Source organism: Streptomyces sp. NPDC026672 (assembly GCF_040638185.1).
GTDB lineage: Bacteria > Actinomycetota > Actinomycetes > Streptomycetales > Streptomycetaceae > Streptomyces.
Map to the genome: position 1 here is coordinate 23,285 of NZ_JBEZXS010000029.1, position 13,448 is coordinate 36,732.

Consider the following 13,448-nt stretch of genomic DNA (forward strand, 5'->3'; position numbering starts at 1 on the left):
TCAGCGAGCCGCTGCCGGAGCCCCTTCTCCCGCGTCCTTGGGGGAGACGTCCGGCTCGGCTCCGGGGCCGAACCGCTCCTCGCGCTGCCGTGGAAATCGCTCACCCGGGGAAGTCTGGCATCCGCCACTGACAATCGGGGAGCCCGTGCCGCCCGTGGCCGTCGCGACGCCCGTGCCGCGCGGGACCAGACGGGACCCGAGCTGCCGCGCGGCGCGCGTCACGTACGGCCCGAGCAGGAATCCGGCACCCATCACGGCGGCGCCCGCGACCGCGTCGAGGAAGTAGTGGTTCGCGGTGCCCATCACCACGATCGCCGTGCACAGCGGGTAGGCCACTCCGAGGACCTTCGTCGTGCGCGTGCCGCCGTGGCGCCACAGCATTACACCGCACCACAGCGCCCAGCCCACGTGCAGGCTGGGCATCGCCGCGTACTGGTTCGTCATGCCGCCCAGTCCCCGCGGGGCGCTGGCCTGACCGCCCCACCAGCCGTACGAGCTGTACTCGGCCATGGTGTCCACGAACCCGTACCCCGGTGAGAGCAGCCGGGGCGGGCAGGTCGGCAGCAGGGTGAAGCCGATGAGACCGATGAACGTGGACGTCATCAGCCAGGTGCGGGCCGCGCGGTAGTGGGCGGCGCGGCGGCGGAACAGCCAGACCAGGATCAGCGGCGTGACGAGGTAGTGCAGCGAGGCGTACCAGAAGTCGGCCGGCACCCCGAGCCACGCCTCGCGCGTGAACAGCCGGTTGAGGGGGTGCTCCGCGTTCAGGCGCAGAGCCTTCTCTATCCGGAGTATCGCCAGGCCGTGGTCGACGGCGGTGGTGACGTCGCCGCGGGCGAGCAGACGGCCGGCCGAGTAGCAGCCGTAGACCAGCAGGATGAGGGGCAGTTCGGTCCACCAGCGCAGCCGGGTCGGTGGCGACACCTCGGTGCCCGGTGTCTCGGTCTGCGGCATCCGATCGTCCTCCCCCTGTTTGTGGTCACGCGGCGCCCGCGGAGGCGGCCGTGTCACTTTACGGTGTGCGTATTTCCCCCCTGCGGGCCGCTCCAGCCCTCAAAGACGCAGAGATCGCCCACCGGGTTGCCCAGGGCCGGCGTGCGCGATGATGGAGGGGTTCCGTGTCCGTTCCCCGCTGTTCCCCTTCTCGTCCTCTCCTTTCCACTCCCTTCCACTCCCTTCCACTCCCTTCCTCTTCCTTTCTTCTTCCTCGTCCTCTCTTCGCTTCTCCCGGAAAGGCGCATTCATGGCACCGCGCATCCTGCTGGCCCGGCACGGACAGACCGAGTGGTCACTGTCCGGCAAGCACACCGGCAGGACCGACGTACCGCTCCTGGAGGAGGGCCGCCGGGGTGCCGAGCTGCTCGGTGAGCGGCTGCGCCGGGCGCCCTTCGACGGACTGCCCGGCGTCGAGGTGCGCACCAGCCCGCTGACCCGCGCGCGGACGACGTGCGACCTCGCCGGGTTCGGTGAGCGGGCCACCGTCTGGGACGCGCTCCTGGAGTGGGACTACGGCGACTACGAGGGCATGACCCCCGCCGAGATCCAGGCGGTCCGGCCAGGCTGGCTGATCTGGCGCGACGGCGTACCCGGGGGCGAGACCCTCGCCGAGGTCACCGCGCGGGCCGACGAGGTGGTCGGCTGGGCGCGCTCCGCCGACCGTGACGTGCTGGTCTTCGCCCACGGGCACATCCTGCGCTCCATAGGAGCGCGCTGGCTGGGCCTGCCCCTGGACTTCGCCGCCCGCATCCGCCTCAACCCGACCTCGATCTCGGTCCTGGGCTGGGCGTACGGGGAACCGGCGATCGAGAGCTGGAACGACCTGGGACACCTGGCGGCCTAGGCCGGAGCCGTTTTCCGCCCCTGTGTGTGGGGCGGAACGTTCACACCGCGCGGGGCAGCGTCGCGTGGCGGTCCAGGAAGTCCGACACCCCCGGGGCCCGGCGGTGCGGCAGCAGGACCCGGGCCGTGCCCGCCAGCATCGTGTGGACACGCGACGACTGCACCTGGTCGAGCAGGTCCAGGACCCGCATCCCGGCGGGCGCCGCCTCGTCGGGGTGTCCCCCGCGCGCGAGGTCGTCGGCGAGCTCGGCGGTGTAGAGGGCGATGTTCCGGGTGAAGTGCGGGTCCTGGAGCCGCGCCGCGCGCCGCGCGTACCGGGCCGCGCGCGGCCAGTCGCCCAGCGTCGACCAGCACTGCGCCTCCAGACCCGCGAGCTCGGCCTCCCCGTAGAAGCTCATCCACTCGGGGTCGGCGTCCGAGGGGCCGCGTTCGAAGAGGGCCAGCGCGCGGGCCAGCGCCTGTTCGCACCCGGCGCGGTCGGCGAGCCCGGCCCAGCCCCCCGCCTCGCGCAGCGCGAGCAGCGACATCAGCCGCGCGGAGCCCAGCGGACGCGCCGCCCGCTGCGCCGCCTGCGCCGCGCGCACCGCCTCCCGGGGCCGCCCCGCGTCCCGCGCGAGGAACGCCGTGTTGCAGAAGGCGTGCGCCTCCAGGGCCGGGTCGGTGGTCATCCGCGCGGTGGCCAGCGCCTCCGCGTAGTGCGAGCGCGCGTCGTCGAAGCGGCCCGAGTCGTGGGCCAGCCAGCCCACCGAGATGGCGAGTTCACCGGCGCCCGAGTACAGCCGGTCGGCGGTCGTCCGCCGGGTCGCGCCGGCGTCCAGCAGGTCGTAGGCGGCGCGCAGCGGGGCCGCCGCGCGCCGGTAGAGGCCGTCCGCGCCGTGCCGGTCGTCGAGCAGCCGGATGCGGCGGACCGCCTCCTCCACGGCCGCCGCCTCGCCGGTGCCGACGCGGCGCGCGGGCCGGTCGGCCGCCGCGGCGTCGAGGGTGAGCCCGAACGGACCGAGCGCGGCGGCCACCGTGGCGCCGCCGGTCATGAACGCGCGACGTAGCACGTCGCTCTCCTCGTGGTTCTCGTGCGTGTCGTACGGATTCTGTGTCTCATACGGATCGACGGCCCCCGGCGACTCATCCGCCCCGCGCGCCGGGTGCGCGACGTGCGCGACCTGCCCGGTGGACTCGGCGTGTTCAACGGGTGCGGTGGGTGCGGCGGTTGTGTCCTGCTCGGCCGGGCGCGCTCCGCGTCCGCGTACGGACGCGCGGGGCGCGAAGCCCAGGTCGGTGAGTGTGCGGCCGGGGTACATGTGCAGGAACACCCGTTCGTACGCGTAGTTGGGGCAGCGGATCTCGCCGGCCTCCACCCGTCCCACGTACCGGGCGTCACAGCTGACGCGCTCGCCGATCTCGCGGGCGGCCCGCCGTACCAGCGCGGCGAACTCGGCCGGTGAGCGCCGGCCGCGCAGCTGTCGGAAGGCGGTGTTGGGCCGCGCGGGCCGATCGGGCTGCGACGAGGCCGCGGTTGACGACGCCATGGCCGGGTCCTCTCGTACGAACCGTCGAACCATGCCGGATCCGGGGTGAGTTGTGCCTGTGCCGCCCCGATTCCGGCGGGCTCGAACGTACCGGCTGTGACGGAGTCACCACGCGGTGTTTGCCCACAAACCGGATATCTCCCCCGCGATCTGCCATGAAGTGCCATCCTTTGCGGCTGACATGTGCCGTAGCCGTTGACGCTTTCCGGCGTTGAACTCCGTGGACTGCAAAGGGCTGCGCGGTGGAGGCCGGCATGGAGACCAGCCAGAGCAACGATCCTCGGGGGGCGGCGGCGGGCGGCCGCGCCCTCGACCTCGTGACGGTGCCGACCCGGCAGGGTCTGGAAGCGGTCGACATCCTGCGCCGGGGCGCGGCCGAGGCCGTGGGGCCCGTCCTCCACGACGGCGGCGACGACACCCTCGGCTTCCTCGTGCCGCCCGGCACCGCCGCCGCGTGGGACGTACCAGGCAGCACCTGTACCGGCACCGGCGGGCGGGGGCTGAGACTCGCCCCCGAGCCACCGGTGGCCGGCTCGGACTGGCTGGTGCCGCCCGGGGAGGCCGACCTCGCCACCGACCCGGCGGTGCTGCGCCGGGCCCTCGGGGAGGCCGCCCGGATGATCGAGGCCGCGGACAGCTGCCGCTGACGCCGCCGACGCTCGCGCCGCCGACCCCGCCGACCCCGCCGACCCCGCCGACCCCGCCGACCCCGCTCACGCCGGGGCGCTCCGGGCGCGGTCGGCGAGGCCGTGCGCGGACTGCGAAAATGGTGTCATGGGCAGGTCCAGGAATCCGCGGCGCAAGGGCGCCGACACCACCGTCACCGAGACGGTGGACGGCGGCCTCGCGCAGCTCGTCCCGGACCCGGACCGCGCCAGGGCCTGGACCCTGCTGATCGACGGCGCCCCGCAGTCCCACGTCGACCTGGACGACCCCGCGCACCTCTCCTTCGAGTACCAGCGGCGCCTCGGGCACGTCGTCGACCTGGTCGCCCCGCCCGGCCGGCCGCTGCGGGTCGTGCACCTCGGCGGCGGCGCGTTCACCCTCGCCCGGTACGTCGCCGTCACCCGCCCCCGTTCCACCCAGCAGGTCGTCGAGCGTGACGCGAGCCTCGTCCAACTGGTGCGCCGCGAGCTGCCGTTGGACCCCGGAGCCCGGATACGCGTGCGGTCGGTGGACGCGCGCGAGGGCCTGGCCAAGGTGCCGGACGGCTGGGCCGACCTCGTCGTCGCCGACGTCTTCAGCGGCGCCCGCACCCCCGCCCACCTCACCTCGACCGAGTTCCTCGACGAGGTCCGCCGGGCCCTCGACCCCGCCGGGGTGTACGCCGCCAACCTCGCCGACGGGCCGCCACTGGCCCATCTGCGCGGCCAGATCGCCACCGCAGCCGCCCGCTTCACCGAACTCGCGCTGGTCGCCGACGCGGCCGTACTGCGCGGCAAGCGGTTCGGCAACGCGGTCCTCGTCGCCGCCGACCGCCCCCTCCCGGTCGCCGAACTCACCCGCAGGTCCGCCTCCGACCCGCACCCCGCCCGCGTCGAACACGGCGGCAGGCTCAAGGACTTCGCAGGCGGCGCGGCCCCGGTCACGGACGCCGCGGCGGTCGCCTCACCGGCCCCGCCACCGTCGGTCTTCCGCTGACTCCGGTCCCGGCCGGAGCGGTCGACCCGCGCCTACGGCCGGGTGGCCGCCCGCGGTGACGGCCCCTCAGTACGTGCCGACCTCGACCCTCGGCGGTCCGTCGTGCCAGGTGCAGAACACCGAGACCCGGTCGGTGCCCCGGGTGAACTCCACCCGGATCCAGCTCTCCGTCTTCCACACCTGCATCGACCAGCCGGTCCCCGGTGTCGCCGAGACCAGCGTCGCGTCGGCCGACCCAAGGTCGAACACCGCCCGCCCGCCGCCCGTGTCGTACGCCTTGACCTGCCCGGACGCGGTCGGTGACGGCGGCGGCGCGGACGGACTCACCGACGGCTCGTGCGACTTGGCCGAAGGGGTCGGCGACGGCGCCGACGCGGACGGCGTGACCGGCACACCAGGTGTGGCGGACGCGGACACGGACGGGGGCCGGTGCGAGGCCGGCGGCCGGGGCGGCTCCGCACCCTGCGTCGTCGCGTCCGCCGCCGTGATGGGCAGGGCGCGCGGTGGGTCGTACGCCGTGCCTTCCAGCACCGTGTGGACACCCCACCAGGACAGCGTGACCGCCGCGCCCGTGGCGAGCGACCAAGCCAGTACGTGTGCGAGTCCCCTGAGCATCGCGGGCCATACTGCCGCACCCGTACCGGGGGCCGCATCCGTCTGGGAGGCCGCACCCGTCCCGGCGAGCGCACCCGGCGCCGGGACCGTGTCGGCCCCCGGTCGTCCACAGGCGGTCCGTTGTCCACAGGCACCGGACCGGTGTCCCGCGCATGGCGTACGGTGCGGCGCATGGCAAGTGTGCTCGTGGTCGAGGACGACCAGTTCGTACGCTCGGCGCTCATCCGGCATCTGACCGACGCCTCGCACACCGTGCGCAGCGTGGGCACGGCACTGGAGGCGCTGCGCGAGGTCGCGCACGTTCCCTTCGACGTGGTCGTCCTGGACCTCGGACTGCCGGACCTGGACGGCTCCGAGGCCCTGAAGATGCTGCGCGGCATCACCGACGTGCCCGTCATCATCGCCACCGCACGCGACGACGAGGCGGAGACGGTGCGCCTCCTGAACGCGGGGGCGGACGACTACCTCACCAAGCCGTTCTCCGTCGAACACCTCTCGGCCCGTATCGCCGCCGTGCTGCGCCGCGCCCGTGCCGCCCACCCGGACACCCCGCCGTCCACCGTGATCCGCGTTGGCGGTCTGACCGTCGACCCGCTGCGCCGCCAGGCCGAACTGGACGGCGTACGACTCGACCTCACCCGCCGCGAGTTCGACCTGCTCGCCTTCCTGGCCGGCCGCCCCGGCGTCGTCGTGGCCCGCAGGGAACTGCTCGCCGAGGTCTGGCAGCAGGCGTACGGCGACGACCAGACCATCGACGTCCATCTGTCCTGGCTGCGCCGGAAGCTGGGGGAGACCGCCGCCCGCCCGCGCTATCTGCACACCCTGCGCGGCGTCGGCGTGAAGCTGGAACCACCCGGAGCGGAGCCGCCGCGATGAGATGGGCACTGGTCAAGGTCTGTCTGGCGGTCACCACGATGGTCGTGGTCGCCTTCGCCGTCCCGCTCGGCCTGGTCGTCAGGGAGATGGCCCGCGACCGTGCCTTCTCCAACGCCGAGCGCGAGGCCGCGGCCGTCGCCCCCGCGCTGTCCATCACCACCGACCGGGACAAGCTGGAGCGCGTGGTCGCCTCCGCGGGCTCCGACTCCGGAATGGCCGTGCACATCCCCGCCGTTGACTCCGCGGCGCCCGTCGACCTCGGCCGGCAGCGCGCAGCCGACCGCGACATCGCGACCGTGCGGCGGCTGGGCCGCGCCTCCACCACGGAGGTGCCCGGCGGCTCCACGCTGCTCCAGCCGGTCGCGCTCGGCTCCGGCGCCATCGCGGTCGTCGAGGTGTACGTCCCGGACGCCGAGGTCCGGCACGGCCTCGGCACCGCCTGGGCGGTCCTCGCGGCGGTCGGCGCCGCGCTGATCGTCGGCTCGGTCGCGGTCGCCGACCGGCTCGGCGTACGGATGGTGCAGCCCGCGCAGCGCCTGGTGGAGGGCGCGCACGAACTGGGGGAGGGCAAACTCGGCGCCCGGGTGCCCGAGGAGGGGCCGAACGAACTCCGGCTCGCCGCCGTCGCGTTCAACTCGATGGCCGACCAGGTCGTCCAACTCCTCGCGAACGAACGGGAGCTCGCGGCGGACCTGTCCCACCGGCTGCGCACCCCGCTGACCGTGCTGCGGCTCAACGCCGCCTCGCTCGGCGAGGGTCCGGCCGCCGACCAGACCCGGGCCGCGGTCGCCCAGCTGGAGCGCGAGGTCGACACCATCATCCGTACGGCGCGGGAGGCCAAGCCGCAGACCGTCGCCGCGGGGCCCGGCGCCGGGTGCGACGCGGCCGAGGTGGTGCGCGAGCGGATGGGGTTCTGGTCCGCGCTCGCCGAGGACGAGGGCCGCAAGTGGCGGGTGGCCGGCGTGGACCGGCCGGTGCGGATACCCGTGGCCCGCCCCGACCTCGCCGCCGCGCTCGACGCCCTGCTCGGCAACGTGTTCCGGCACACCGCCGAGGGCACGGCCTTCGCGGTCGACGTGCACAACGGCGAGGACGCGGTGATCGTGCTCGTCTCGGACGCGGGCCCGGGGATACCCGACCCGGCCGCCGCGATGGCGCGCGGCCGGGGTTCGGGACACCCGGGCTCGACCGGGCTCGGCCTCGACATCGTGCGCCGGCTCGCGGAGTCGACCGGCGGGGACGTGCGGATCGGCTCCTCGGTGCTCGGCGGCACGGAGATCCGGGTCTGGATCCAGCTCGACGGACGGGAACCGGTGCGCAGGGGCCACCGGGGACCGGTGCGCAGACGGCGCCGCCCGGCCCTGAGATGACGGTCCGCGACCGCCCCGGCCGGTGCCCGAGGCCCTGGATTGGTCTCTACCTTTAACCCGCTCCGATCGGCTCCTTAAGCGCACCCTAAGAATCCCGACTCCCGTCCGGATCAAGCGAATTGCCCGATTCCGGATCGCTAGCGTGCTCGTGTCACCACCCCCGTGAACGGCTAAGGCAGGCACGCGCATGACCACGCACCGGCGCAGCACCGGCGGCAGGACCAAGGCGATCGGCGGTCTGGTCGCTGCGGCCGTGGTCGGCGGCGGCGCGGTCCTGCTCACCGGTACGGCGCACGCGGCGGGCGTCGGGGCCGCGTACACGAGGACCAGTGACTGGTCGACGGGGTACACCGCGCAGTACGTCGTCACCAACAACAGCGGTGGCAGGGAGCGGGACTGGACGCTGGAGTTCGACCTGCCGACGGGCGCGAGACTCGGCTCGCTGTGGAACGGCGAGGCGGGGGTCAGCGGCCGGCGCGTCACGGTGAAGCCGCCGAAGTGGGACACCGACGGACTGGCCGCGGGGGAGTCGGTCACGGTCGGTTTTGTGGTCGACGGCACCGGTGACCCGACGGCCTGTCTGATCGGCGGCGCCCGGTGCTCCGCCGACTCGGCCGCGACACCCGAGCCGAGCGGCCGCCCCACCGGTCCCGCCACCCCCGCCCCCACGCCCAGCAGGACGGCGACCGCCACGTCCACCCCGGCCTCCACTGCCACGCCGACCAGGACGCCGCCCGCCGCGACGCCCACCCCCTCGCAGAGCCCCGGCGCGGGCACGAAGGCGGCCGGCGGCTTCGCGCCGTACGTCGACACGTCCCTGTACCCGGCCTTCGACCTGGTCGGCGCCGTCACCGCGACCGGGGTCAAGGACTTCAACCTCGCCTTCGTCACCGACGGCGGCGGCTGCACCCCGAAGTGGGGCGGGGTGAGCGACCTGCCGAACGACGCCGTGGCCGCGCAGACAGGCGCCCTGCGGGCCAAGGGCGGTGACGTGCGGGTGTCCTTCGGCGGCGCCTCCGGCTCCGAGCTGGCGACGACCTGCTCCTCGGCGGACGCACTGGCGGCTGCGTACGGCAGGGCGGTGGACGCGTACAGGCTCACCAAGGTCGACTTCGACGTCGAGGGCGGCGCGCTGCCCGACACCGCGGCCAACATCCGGCGTGCACAGGCCATCGTTCAACTCCAGCGGCAGCACCCCGGCCTGGACGTCTCCTTCACCCTCCCGGTGATGCCCGAGGGACTCACCCAGGACGGCGTCAACCTGTTGGCGAACGCGAAGTCCAACGGTGTGCGGATCAACACGGTCAACATCATGGCGATGGACTACGGCGCCGCGTACAGCGGTGACATGGGCACCTACGCCGAGCAGGCGGCGACCGCCACACAGGCCCAGATCAAGGGAGTTCTCGGCCTCTCCGATGCCGCGGCCTGGAAGGCGGTGGCGGTCACCCCGATGATCGGCGTGAACGACGTCGCGTCCGAGGTGTTCCGGACCGACGACGCCTCCCAGCTCGTCGCGTTCGCGAAGTCCAAGGGTCTGGGCGGACTGTCCATGTGGTCGGCCGGCCGCGACAAGCAGTGCGCGGGCGGCACCAAGCCCACCGCCGACCCCACGTGCAGCTCGATCACCCAGTCCCCGTTCGCCTTCCTGAAGTCCTTCGCGACCTTCAACTGAGCCACCCACCCAACGGGGCCCGCCCCGGCCGGACTTCCCCCCACACCTCCGGCCGGGGCGCGTGGCGTTCCCGGGCCGCCGTGAGCGCGAGCGACACCCTGCGTCCCGTTGGATATACTGCTATGGATTCCGTATATCCAGGAGGCTCCTCGTGACCAAGACGCTGATCGACATCGACGAGGAGCTGCTGGCCGAGGCGGCCATAGCGTTCGGGACCAAGACCAAGAAGGACACGGTCACCGCCGCGCTCAGGGAAGGCGTCGAACGCAAGAAGCGGGCGCTCGCGCTGGCGCGGCTCGCGGCGCGCGCGGACGCGGGCGAGTTCGACGTATTGCTGGACAAGGAGAACTACCGCCGGTGAGCACGGCCGCCTATCTCATCGACACCAGCGCCCTCGTCCGCATCCTGAAGCGGCCGGTCCGCGCCCTGTGGGAACGGCCGTTGGAGGAGGGGCTGATCGCCCGGTGCCCGCTCACCGAGATCGAATTCCTCTACAGCGCCAGGAACGCCGAGGACCGGGCGGAGCTGGTCCACGACATGGACGCGCTGTTCGGCTGGACACCGTTGGACGACCGCGCGGTGACCAGGGCGTGGGACGTGCAGCGTGAGCTCACCGAGAAGGGGCAGCACCGTTCCGCGGGAGCGGTGGACCTGCTTGTTGCCGCCACGGCCGAACTCCAGGGGCTGACCCTGCTCCACTACGACAACGACTTCGCGACCATCGCCTCGGTCACCGGCCAGCCGGTCCAGTGGCTCGCCCCGCCGGGCACCCTCTGACGGACCGGGACGCGAGCAGGGGGGCGGCGCTCTCGACGCACGTCGCCCCTCCGGCAACCGCGGGAGCGCTCCCACCCCCGCGAAAAAAGCTCGTGGGGATCCGCGCTCACGTGGACGCGCGTATCACCAGTTCCGTCGGGAGGACCACCTCTCGGTGGCCGTTGCCCGGGTGGGCTATCTCGGCCAGGAGCAGGGTGGCCATGGTGCGGCCCATCTCCTCGATCGGCTGGCGGACGCTGGTCAGCGGGGGGTCGATGTGCCGGGCCACGATCGAGTCGTCGAAGCCGACGACCGCGACGTCCTCCGGCACCCGCCGCCCCGACGCGCGTAGTTCGAGCACCGCACCCGAGGCCGTCACGTCGGACGCGGCGAAGACGGCGTCCAGGTCGGGCCGTCTGCGCAGCAGTTCGCGCATCGCCGCGCGCCCGCCCTCCTCGGTGAAGTCGCCCTGCGCGATCAACTCGTCGTCGGCCGTGACGCCCGCCTGCTCCAGCGCCTCCCGGTAGCCCTCCAGACGGGCCCGCGCGACGTCCATGTCCAGCGGCCCGGTGATGGTGCCGACCACCCGGCGCCCCCGGTCGAGCAGATGCCGTACCGCGAGCCGGGCGCCGCCGCCGTTGTCCGCGCGGACGTGCCCCAGCGGCTCCCGCTCACCGCGCCGTCCGGCCAGCACCGTCGGCACGGACAGCGCCTCCAGCAGATCCGGCAGCCGGTCGTCGCGGTGGACCGCCACCATCAGCACCCCGTCCACCCGCTGCGCCGACAGATAGGAGGCGAGACGATCCTGCTCCTCGCCGTCGCGCCCCAGCACCAGCAGCAACTGCATGCCGACGCCCGCGAGTTCGGCGGACACACCCCGGATGATCCCGGAGAAGTACGGCTCGGAGAAGAGGCGGGTCTCGGCCTCGGGCACGACCAGGGCCACCGAGTCGGTGCGCTGGGTGACCAGGGTGCGGGCCGCGCGGTTGGGGACGTACCCCAGTTCGGCGATCGCCCGCTCCACGGCCGCCCGGGACCGGGAACTCACCTTGGGGGAACCGTTGATCACCCGGGAGACCGTGCCGCGGCCGACGCCGGCGCGGGCGGCCACGGCGTTCAGCGTGGGGCGCCGGGCGCCCGCGGCGTCTGGCGGCTGGGCGGCAGGGCTCATCGTTCACCTTCCGGTGTTCTGCGGGACGGGCTTCATTGTGACCCAGAAAAAAACGGGCCCGGCCGCCGCGGGGCGGTCCGGGGCCGGCCGGGGACCGGGCGCACCATGCGTGACCTGCGTGGATCCGGCAGGCGACGGCAGCGTGTCCGGGCCGTGACCGTAAGTCGAGCGACACGTTCACGTGACGCACAGGACACGCTCGGGCAACAACGCCGTTTTCAACTCTTGACACCCGGCCGCGCAGGAACGAGTCTTCGGTCATGCCGCGTGGGAGCGGTCCCACGGGTCGCCGGGGGTCACTCCGGCGTGGTCCCAAAGAATCCATGGCCCTTCCCTCAAGCTCGCATGGCACACCGTTGACCAGCACCTTCGCACCGCACGCCCGCGTGCAGTGGGCTGGCCGCTGCTCGAATCGAGAGGGCAGGACACGCATCGACGGCCCAGGCGGTCCGTGTCCTGAGGCCCCGTTCCCCCTGGAACAAGGAGTAGTGGAATGCGCATCACCCGCACCGGCGGCGGACGCGGCCGCAGAGCAGCGGCCCTCACCACCACGGTCCTGACGGCCTCGGCCCTGTTGCTCACGGGTTGCAGCAGCGACGACGGAGACTCCAACGCCTCGGACTCCGACGGGAACATCACTCTGACGGTGGGCGACTACGGCCAGTTCGGCTACAAGGAAGCCGACCTGTTCGCCAAGTACCACCAGCTCCACCCGAACATCACGGTCAAGGAGGAGACGACCGCCAACGAGCAGGACTACTACCCGAAGTTCCTTCAGCAGCTGAACACGGGCAGTGGCCTCGCGGACGTCGCGGGCATCGAGGTCGGGCGCATCAAGGAGGTCGTCGACACCCAGGCGGACAAGTTCACCGACCTGAGCAAGTCGGTCGACGTCAACGACTGGGTGTCCTGGAAGGAGAAGCAGGCCACCACGAAGGACGGCGCGGTCATCGGAGTCGGCACCGACATCGGCCCGATGTCGCTGTGCTACCGCCGCGACCTGTTCGAGAAGGCCGGCCTGCCCACGGACCGCGAGGCGGTCGCCAAGGCCGTCGCGGGCGGCTGGGAGGACTACCTCAAGCTCGGCGAGCAGTACAAGAAGAAGGCCCCCTCCGGCACGTACTTCATGGACTCCGCGAGCGCCATGTACAACGCGGTGGTCAGCTCCGACTCGACGCAGTACTACGACGCCGACGGCAAGGCCATATACAAGGACAGCGCCGCGGTGAAGCAGGGCTGGAACCTGGCCGCCGAGGCCGCGTCGAAGAAGCTGACCCAGGGCCTGCCGCAGTTCACCGACGCCTGGACGGCCGCCCTGCGCAAGGGCTCCGTGGCGACGGTCGCGTGCCCGGCGTGGATGGCCAACCAGATCTCCAACAACTCCGGTGACGCCTACAAGGGCAAGTGGGACATCTCCCGCGCCCCCGGCTCGACCGCGGCCAACTGGGGCGGCTCCTTCCTGGCGGTGCCCAAGGGCGGCAAGCACGTCAAGGAGGCCATCGAGCTGGCCAAGTGGCTGACGGCTCCCGAGCAGCAGGCCGCCGTGTTCAAGGCCGCCGGCATCTTCCCGTCGAACCAGGGCGCGTACGAGCTGGCCGACGTCAAGGACGCCAAGCTCCCCTACTTCAACGACGCCCCCATCGGCCAGATCTACGCCGAGGAGGCCAAGACCATCCCGCAGGCCGTGCTCGGCCCGAAGGACGGCGTGATCAAGGACGCGATCTCCACGCAGATCAACAACATGGAGCAGCGGGGCACCAAGCCCGACAAGGCATGGCAGGCCGCGACCGACACGATCGACAAGGCGATCGGCTGACGCGGCGCCGGTGCGGGCGGCCCTCCGAGGCCGCCCGCACCGCGCTCGGCGCACCGGCCCGCACGGCCGCCCGCCACGGCACGGGTTCCCCCTGAACGGCCGGGCCCACGGCGAGCCCCCCGCGCCCGGCCCGTGACACCCTCCCCCCTACCCGGCCGAGAAC

The 13,448-nt window shown here is 73.0% G+C and carries 13 protein-coding genes; 9 read left to right on the forward strand and 4 right to left on the reverse strand.

The genetic code is table 11. From position 1 onward, the window contains the following. On the reverse strand, positions 1–954 hold the full coding sequence (locus AB0F77_RS29120) for a phosphatase PAP2 family protein (RefSeq protein ID WP_361954645.1): 954 nt from the start codon (positions 952–954) through the stop codon (positions 1–3). Between the two features lie 289 nt (positions 955–1,243). On the opposite strand from AB0F77_RS29120, the gene AB0F77_RS29125 reads away from it, so the two are divergent. Continuing rightward, complete coding sequence (locus tag AB0F77_RS29125; protein WP_361954646.1) at positions 1,244–1,840, forward strand: histidine phosphatase family protein; 597 nt, start codon at positions 1,244–1,246, stop codon at positions 1,838–1,840. A 40-nt stretch (positions 1,841–1,880) separates the two neighbouring features. Here AB0F77_RS29125 and AB0F77_RS29130 read toward each other — a convergent pair whose 3' ends face one another. Beyond that, entirely contained in the window at positions 1,881–3,365 is a 1,485-nt protein-coding gene (locus AB0F77_RS29130) for a hypothetical protein (RefSeq protein WP_361954647.1), read from the reverse strand. A gap of 254 nt (positions 3,366–3,619) precedes the next feature. Here AB0F77_RS29130 and AB0F77_RS29135 point away from each other — a divergent pair, with 254 nt between their 5' ends. Next, positions 3,620–4,012, forward strand: a complete 393-nt coding sequence (locus AB0F77_RS29135) for a hypothetical protein (RefSeq protein ID WP_361954648.1) — start codon at positions 3,620–3,622, stop codon at positions 4,010–4,012. Between the two features lie 127 nt (positions 4,013–4,139). Next, positions 4,140–5,006 (forward strand): fused MFS/spermidine synthase, encoded by an 867-nt coding sequence (locus AB0F77_RS29140; RefSeq protein WP_361954649.1) that lies wholly within the window; start codon positions 4,140–4,142, stop codon positions 5,004–5,006. A gap of 66 nt (positions 5,007–5,072) precedes the next feature. Here the strand turns inward: AB0F77_RS29140 and AB0F77_RS29145 are convergent, their stop codons facing one another. Then, entirely contained in the window at positions 5,073–5,621 is a 549-nt protein-coding gene (locus tag AB0F77_RS29145) for a hypothetical protein (protein ID WP_361954650.1), read from the reverse strand. 171 nt (positions 5,622–5,792) lie between these two features. On the opposite strand from AB0F77_RS29145, the gene AB0F77_RS29150 reads away from it, so the two are divergent. The 5 genes from AB0F77_RS29150 to AB0F77_RS29170 all read left to right on the forward strand — a co-directional run bounded on the left by AB0F77_RS29150 (position 5,793) and on the right by AB0F77_RS29170 (position 10,319). After that, on the forward strand, positions 5,793–6,497 hold the full coding sequence (locus tag AB0F77_RS29150; RefSeq protein ID WP_361954651.1) for a response regulator transcription factor: 705 nt from the start codon (positions 5,793–5,795) through the stop codon (positions 6,495–6,497). Next, a complete protein-coding gene (locus AB0F77_RS29155) occupies positions 6,494–7,867 on the forward strand; it encodes a HAMP domain-containing sensor histidine kinase (RefSeq protein WP_361954652.1) in 1,374 nt (457 codons plus the stop codon). The genes AB0F77_RS29150 and AB0F77_RS29155 overlap by 4 nt, the downstream gene beginning before the upstream one ends. A gap of 187 nt (positions 7,868–8,054) precedes the next feature. Beyond that, entirely contained in the window at positions 8,055–9,542 is a 1,488-nt protein-coding gene (locus tag AB0F77_RS29160) for a cellulose binding domain-containing protein (protein WP_361954653.1), read from the forward strand. Positions 9,543–9,693: 151 nt separating this feature from the next. Continuing rightward, the gene (locus AB0F77_RS29165) at positions 9,694–9,903 is read left to right on the forward strand and encodes a type II toxin-antitoxin system VapB family antitoxin (protein WP_361954654.1); all 210 of its coding nucleotides are present in this window, start codon (positions 9,694–9,696) and stop codon (positions 9,901–9,903) included. Then, a complete protein-coding gene (locus AB0F77_RS29170) occupies positions 9,900–10,319 on the forward strand; it encodes a PIN domain nuclease (RefSeq protein ID WP_361954655.1) in 420 nt (139 codons plus the stop codon). The genes AB0F77_RS29165 and AB0F77_RS29170 overlap by 4 nt, the downstream gene beginning before the upstream one ends. 106 nt (positions 10,320–10,425) lie before the next feature. Here the strand turns inward: AB0F77_RS29170 and AB0F77_RS29175 are convergent, their stop codons facing one another. Continuing rightward, positions 10,426–11,469 (reverse strand): LacI family DNA-binding transcriptional regulator, encoded by a 1,044-nt coding sequence (locus AB0F77_RS29175; RefSeq protein ID WP_361954656.1) that lies wholly within the window; start codon positions 11,467–11,469, stop codon positions 10,426–10,428. Between the two features lie 493 nt (positions 11,470–11,962). Here AB0F77_RS29175 and AB0F77_RS29180 point away from each other — a divergent pair, with 493 nt between their 5' ends. Then, entirely contained in the window at positions 11,963–13,285 is a 1,323-nt protein-coding gene (locus AB0F77_RS29180; protein WP_361954657.1) for an ABC transporter substrate-binding protein, read from the forward strand. Positions 13,286–13,448: the final 163 nt, after the last annotated feature.